The following is a 5,721-nucleotide window of genomic DNA, read 5'->3' on the forward strand; positions in this document are numbered from 1 at the left end:
TTTCAGCACGTCTGCCTTGTATTCTGCACTGTATTTCTGTCCCATCTTCAACACCCTTTCTGTTCTTCATTATACCACCTTGGGTGTGCGGTTTTATTGTATCACTCCAAAGCAGGCGGACAAAGCAAAGGATGCGGCCAAGCCCCGCAGGGGCCGCCCACCCAAGGCGGACAAGACGGCCCCCGACAAGGCCAAGCCGCAACCTCGGGACAAAATGTCCCAAAGCGAACCGCCTGCCGGGAAAGGCGCTCCCATCAAAGCAGAGGCCCCGGCTGCAACCGAGCAGCCGCCCGCCCCTCGGGATGCTGCCCGTGGCGTGAAAGAGGAGATCGTGTATCTCAATCTTTCCGAGCTGCATCCGTTCAAAAATCATCCCTTTGGTGTCCGGGACGATGCTGAAATGCAGGGACTGGTGGAGTCGGTCAAGGCTGCTGGGGTCAATCAGCCTGCGCTGGTGCGGCCCCGTGAGGGCGGCGGATATGAGATCATCGCCGGACACCGCCGCCAGAGAGCCAGCGAACTGGCCGGGTTTGTCAATATGCCCTGTATCGTCCGCAACATGACCGATGACGAGGCTACGGAGTAAGGGCGCAACTATACACCGGTCGAGCCGGTGCGTTGCGCCCTGCCGGGGGCTTCCTGCGAAAAGCGGATAATTGACCCCAGCGTTCCGGCTCCTGTCAATCATCACAGGGGAAGCTACACTTCCCCTGCGCTGGCTGCCGCCAGCTACCCCTTTGTGGACTTGCCGCCCGGGAACATCTTGCGCTGCAAGCTGTTCCCGTCCAGCAAGTTTACAAAATCATCCTATACTTACCCAGCTGGATGAAGTATAATGAAAACAATGACAAATCGGAAATTTACGGGGGAAAACTAATTGAAAATTAAGAATAAGAAATGGTATATCTCCCTGGGATTTTGGGTGATATTTGAAGCTATAGCAGTAATTCTTTGGCTGACAAAGGACAATCTGTTTTATTTGTTTAATTTCTCATATATAGGTACAGTAATAGCTATTGGATTGCTGCTCTTCCAGATAGAATATAAACATGCCAGACGCATAGTTCAACTATTCATCGGCCTATATATGGTTGTTTATCTGGGGCTGATCTGTAACGAGAATATGCAGATAGAGGGCTTTTGGTATTATCTGTTTACAGGGGTATTTGAAGCAGCGACAATACATTATGCAGTTGCAAAAATATTTGGTCCACTGATCTTTGGAAGAGGATGGTGTGGATATGCTTGTTGGACTGCAATGGTTTTGGATTTTCTACCATACAAGATCCCACAGACTTCTCGCAAAAAGAAATTGGAGAGAATACGATATTTAACTTTTATTGTATCTCTGGTTTTTGTAGCCTCGCTGTTTTTATTTCAGGTAGGTAATGTTGAACGCATTATGTTCTGGTGTTTCCTGTTTGGAAATATCCTTTATTATGCAATCGGAATTGTTCTTGCTTTTGCATTTAAGGATAACCGAGCGTTTTGCAAATATATCTGTCCAGTCACTGTATTTTTAAAACCTGCAAGCTATTTTTCTTTATTGCGTATCAAATGTGATGAGGAAAAATGTATATCATGCGGAAAGTGTAAAAGTGTGTGCCCAATGGATGTTGATGTAACAGATAATTCGAGAAAACGAAAAAATGGAACAGAATGCATTCTTTGCATGGAATGTGTAAAGAATTGTCCTAAAAAGGCACTGTAAAATCCCAGTTTTCCAATCTTTCCGTCATCGGGCCAACCTGACCCGAACTTTTAAAACTGAATAACCAGCCGCCCACCAGCGGCACCACCGAGCAGGAAATCAGAAACGGTTTCCTGCTTTTCTTTTGCCCAAAATAAGGTGGCAAACCACCACCCCATCCAATTAACCACAGGAAGGAGGAAGCCGTTATGCCCTGTCCCCACCACGATATAAAAATCGTTCAGCGCAGCAACCGCCAGTCAGCCGTAGCCGCCGCAGCTTACCAGAGCGGCGAACGGCTGTTTTCCGAGTACGACCAGAAGCAGAAATACTATGCCGAGAAAAGAGGGATCGTCCACACAGAAATCATGCTGCCGCCCCACGCCCCGCGGTCATACGCAGACCGCAACACCTTGTGGAACGCTGCCGAAGCCGTAGAAAAACAATGGAACTCCCAGCTTGCCCGCAGGATCGTACTTGCCATACCGAGGGAAATTCCCCCGAAGCAGCACGCCGACCTGATCCGGGACTATTGCCGGGAGTTTTTTGTTTCCAAAGGCATGATTGCCGATTTTGCCATTCACGATAAAGGGGACGGGAATCCCCACGCCCACATCCTGCTGACCATGCGGGCAATGGACGAAACCGGAAAATGGCTTCCCAAGAGCCGGAAGGTTTATGACCTTGACGAGAACGGCGAGCGTATCCGGCTCCCGTCCGGGAACTGGAAAAGCCACAAGGAGGACACCGTGGACTGGAACGACCAGAAGTACGGCGAGATATGGCGGCAGGGCTGGGCGGCTGTCGCTAACCGCTATCTGGAAGCCAATGACCGCCCGGAACGCCTTGACCTTCGTTCCTATGAGCGGCAGGGGCTTGATAAAATCCCCACCGTCCACATGGGGCCAGCGGTCAGCCAGATGGAGAAACGAGGGATACAGACCAACATCGGCAACCTAAACAGGGACATTACTGGGGGAAAACCCCAAGGCCCCAAACCCCTATGTGACATGGCAATTCAACGAGCAGGACGGACACCGGGACTACTTTTGGGGCCACTACCACAACGAGCCGGGTATGGCCGAGCGTGACCTGCACAACCGGGCCGAGGACTATCAACGGCGCTATCATGTACAGGAGGTGGAGCAGGCCCCGGACAAGGAAACCTACAAATACTACTCCACCCAACGGCCCATCGACATCGGCACCTATCCCAAGAGCTACTTCAACCGCCCGATTCACATGGATGTTTACTTTACCCGCCAGCAGGTGCCGGGTGAGGCGTTTCAGGCGTGGGGGGCGATCACCTATGCCCAGCCCTTGACGGATCGGGAAATGCGGGACTATGAGCTGCGGCCCGCCCGTGAAAATCTGGACATCCGGCGGCAGATGGACACCCAGGCTCAGGTGGTGGGCAAATGGGAGGATGCTCACCATGTCCCGGAGCAAAGGCGGCTGACATGGTTTTACCCCGACTTCGGCAGCTATGTGGCGAAAGAGTATGTCACCCCGGAGCAGCTTGCCGCCCGTGCTCATGGGGTGGAGCGCCAAGCGGCAGCCAAGGCCCACAAGGAGGACAAACAGCCGATTGCCCAGCAGATGAAAACTGCCCAAAAACAGGCCGAGGAGCACCGGGGCCAGACCGCCCCCAAGAAGTCCGCTCCCCGCCGTGACGAGAGATAGGAGGTACTATGCACGAACAGGATAACCCGCTGAAAACCGTGGAGCTGTCCACCGAGCAGAATTACAACATGATCGACGGCCTGCTGAACAACGCCCCGGCCCTGCCGCCCCAGTCCCCGGAAAAGGAACTGGACAAGGTGAAGGAGCCCCCCAACAAGCATAGGAGCCGGGAGCGTGAGGAGCGGTGACAAAGAAACGCCGCCGCTGTGTCCATCTTCATGTAATGGTGACGCCGGAGGAGCAGGCGCTGATCGGGGAACGCATGGCCGAGGCGGGCATTTCCAACATGGGGGCCTATATGCGGAAAATGGCCTTGAATGGCTATGTGCTCCATGTTGATCTCTCGGACATCCGGGAGCTGGTGTCCCTCCAGCGACGGTGCGCCAACAACCTCAACCAAGTGGCGATCCATGTGAACACTTACGGCGGCATTTACCCCGACGAGATCAAGGCGCTGCAACGGGACTACGCTGACCTTTGGGGGCCGCTGTCTGATCTGCTGAAAAAGCTGTCGGCGGTGGTGCATCTCTGACCTGTCGGGGAGTGGCCTTGTGCTGCTCCCCGGCTTTTTTCTTTGGGACAATTTGTCCCAAAGAAAAAAGAGCCACAGATCTAAACTCAATCTGTGGCTCTTTGCGCTATTCTAATATTTGATCCAAAAATGTATGTAGGTTCATATATGGAATATCTAAAGCCTGACATACATTTGGGATTTTATAGTCCTTGGTCTTGTGATCGCCCAGTTTTTCATCTGTCACTATTGTTCCGCCTTGTACCGCAGCCGTAGCAACGAGAAATGGGTCTGCATTAGAATTTCCGCTACTTCGTATTTTTATCATCGTTGGGAATTGAGCCAGTACTTCTGCGGTTTTTTCCTGCACTTCTTTGGTAAGAGGTGTAAAACACTCTTTATGTCCTTTAGCCCATTCCTTTAGGTCATCATCTTTAAGTTCATCAATAACCTCGGAACTGGAAATCAATTCACCATTTTGGATCATGGTATCAAGAGCTTCCCAAATGTGGGCAAATGACTTTTTGGCCATATTATAATTTTGGGCGGCATTGATTAGAGCACAGGCATCAATCACATAAATTGTTTTCATGTAAACATCACCGCCCGTTCTATATCTCCGATATGTTTGCTGTTTACATTTAGAGTCCTACACATCTCTCCATAAGTCAGTTTCCCATTTGCGTGTGCACTCATTATAGCTCTTGGAAATAGGTAGCCCTGCTGATTCAAATACTTTACATAGAAGTAGACTGGAATATTCTTTCCTTTTCTACTGTTCTCAATTAGTTCTCTGTTGGCTTCAAATTCGTCGTTTAGTTGTTTATATATTGCAAGGTACTCCACCTTTGAAAGTAGAGTTAATTCATATAAACGCCGTAAAACCACAACGGAACTTACTCCAAACTTATCGCCTATTTCCTGTAAACAAAGTGATGACCACTCTTTATGTTTTGCATAAATCCGATTACTAACTTCGATGCATTCAGCCTTTGGTAAAAGAACAGCCGCTGCGATGCTATCGCAAATTTTTTCTTCCTCATCGTTTCTTTCGTCAAAATCGATCAAACATAAGGAAGAAGATCGGCGCACAAGATGCGCCAATTCATGGAACAGAGAGAAAACTTTAGCCCTTTCAAAATCACGGTTGTTAATTGCTATAATCGGACAAGTGTCGTAGGAAATCGACAACCCTCTCATTTCACTTATCGAAACACCAGAAATCTGTGAAACCAAAATTCCCTTGTGTTCAAATATATTTCGGAAATAATTAAAAGCATTGTTTTTATATGTGCTTTTATACTTGAACGGGGTTGTAATTCCTAAAAAGTTCCTTAAAGTGCTGGCAATATTGCTAATTGAAGTATCAGATGTAAATGTGGGTAATGGATAACTTCCTATTTCTTCTACATCGGCAAATTCAAGTAGCTTATCACGGTTTGATATGATTCGCCCGATCTCACACCACAACTCATACGAGGTATCAACATAAATTGTGCCGTTCATTGTTCGGCGATCAGTATATTTCCTGACCTTTTTCTCTGGAGGTGCACTTAAATAGAAGCACGCTAAGGGTACTTTGTATAGCTGAGCCAACTTCTTTGCTTCAGTAACCGATGGTAGGTCAACTCCATTTTCCCAAGCTGATAAATTTTCCGCAGAAATACCTCTTAGGTGGAGTTCAACTTCTTCGAGTGTACGGAAAGGTGTTTCTTCACGCGCCCATTTTGGAGTAGTACCCTGTAAGTGCAGTCGCAAATTCCCCAAAAATCTGTTAAACTGAACGAACAGAGACGGAGGGGATCGCAATGAAACGTTACAGCAAAGAATTTAAGGA

7 protein-coding genes and 1 pseudogene are annotated in these 5,721 nt (G+C 48.9%); 6 read left to right on the forward strand and 2 right to left on the reverse strand.

Going from position 1 to position 5,721, the window contains the following annotated elements; genetic code table 11:
• The 6 genes and pseudogenes from ACTQ34_RS17355 to ACTQ34_RS17380 form a co-directional block, all read left to right on the forward strand.
• A partial coding sequence (locus ACTQ34_RS17355; RefSeq protein ID WP_441364858.1) for a ParB N-terminal domain-containing protein occupies positions 1 to 586 on the forward strand: 586 nt, incomplete at its 5' end.
• Positions 587 to 877: 291 nt separating this feature from the next.
• Positions 878 to 1,711, forward strand: a complete 834-nt coding sequence (locus ACTQ34_RS17360; RefSeq protein WP_441364859.1) for a 4Fe-4S binding protein — start codon at positions 878 to 880, stop codon at positions 1,709 to 1,711.
• A 188-nt stretch (positions 1,712 to 1,899) separates the two neighbouring features.
• Positions 1,900 to 2,661: pseudogene (mobQ, locus tag ACTQ34_RS17365) on the forward strand (MobQ family relaxase); the annotation flags it as partial.
• Positions 2,662 to 2,767: 106 nt separating this feature from the next.
• Positions 2,768 to 3,373: a hypothetical protein gene (locus tag ACTQ34_RS17370; RefSeq protein ID WP_441364860.1), complete on the forward strand. Its 606-nt coding sequence runs from the start codon at positions 2,768 to 2,770 to the stop codon at positions 3,371 to 3,373.
• Positions 3,374 to 3,381: 8 nt separating this feature from the next.
• Positions 3,382 to 3,561, forward strand: a complete 180-nt coding sequence (locus ACTQ34_RS17375; protein WP_441364861.1) for a DUF4316 domain-containing protein — start codon at positions 3,382 to 3,384, stop codon at positions 3,559 to 3,561.
• Entirely contained in the window at positions 3,558 to 3,905 is a 348-nt protein-coding gene (locus ACTQ34_RS17380; protein ID WP_441364862.1) for a plasmid mobilization protein, read from the forward strand. The genes ACTQ34_RS17375 and ACTQ34_RS17380 overlap by 4 nt, the downstream gene beginning before the upstream one ends.
• Before the next feature lie 106 nt (positions 3,906 to 4,011).
• Here the strand turns inward: ACTQ34_RS17380 and ACTQ34_RS17385 are convergent, their stop codons facing one another.
• Both ACTQ34_RS17385 and ACTQ34_RS17390 read right to left on the reverse strand, forming a co-directional pair.
• The gene (locus ACTQ34_RS17385; RefSeq protein ID WP_441364863.1) at positions 4,012 to 4,476 is read right to left on the reverse strand and encodes a DUF4411 family protein; all 465 of its coding nucleotides are present in this window, start codon (positions 4,474 to 4,476) and stop codon (positions 4,012 to 4,014) included.
• Positions 4,473 to 5,642 carry a helix-turn-helix domain-containing protein gene (locus ACTQ34_RS17390; protein WP_441364864.1) on the reverse strand — a complete coding sequence of 390 codons (1,170 nt, stop codon included), beginning with the start codon at positions 5,640 to 5,642 and terminating at the stop codon, positions 4,473 to 4,475. The genes ACTQ34_RS17385 and ACTQ34_RS17390 overlap by 4 nt, the downstream gene beginning before the upstream one ends.
• Positions 5,643 to 5,721: the final 79 nt, after the last annotated feature.

Origin of the sequence: Agathobaculum sp. LCP25S3_E8, assembly GCF_052117165.1 — a bacterium.
GTDB lineage: Bacteria > Bacillota > Clostridia > Oscillospirales > Butyricicoccaceae > Agathobaculum.

What these genes read in the sequence shown, in the direction of transcription:
- ACTQ34_RS17375 (WP_441364861.1), top strand. Translation starts at nt 3,382, where the DNA reads ATGCACGAACAGGATAACCCGCTGAAAACCGTGGAGCTGTCCACCGAG.
- ACTQ34_RS17385 (WP_441364863.1), bottom strand. Translation starts at nt 4,476, where the DNA reads ATGAAAACAATTTATGTGATTGATGCCTGTGCTCTAATCAATGCCGCC.
- ACTQ34_RS17370 (WP_441364860.1), top strand. Translation starts at nt 2,768, where the DNA reads ATGGCCGAGCGTGACCTGCACAACCGGGCCGAGGACTATCAACGGCGC.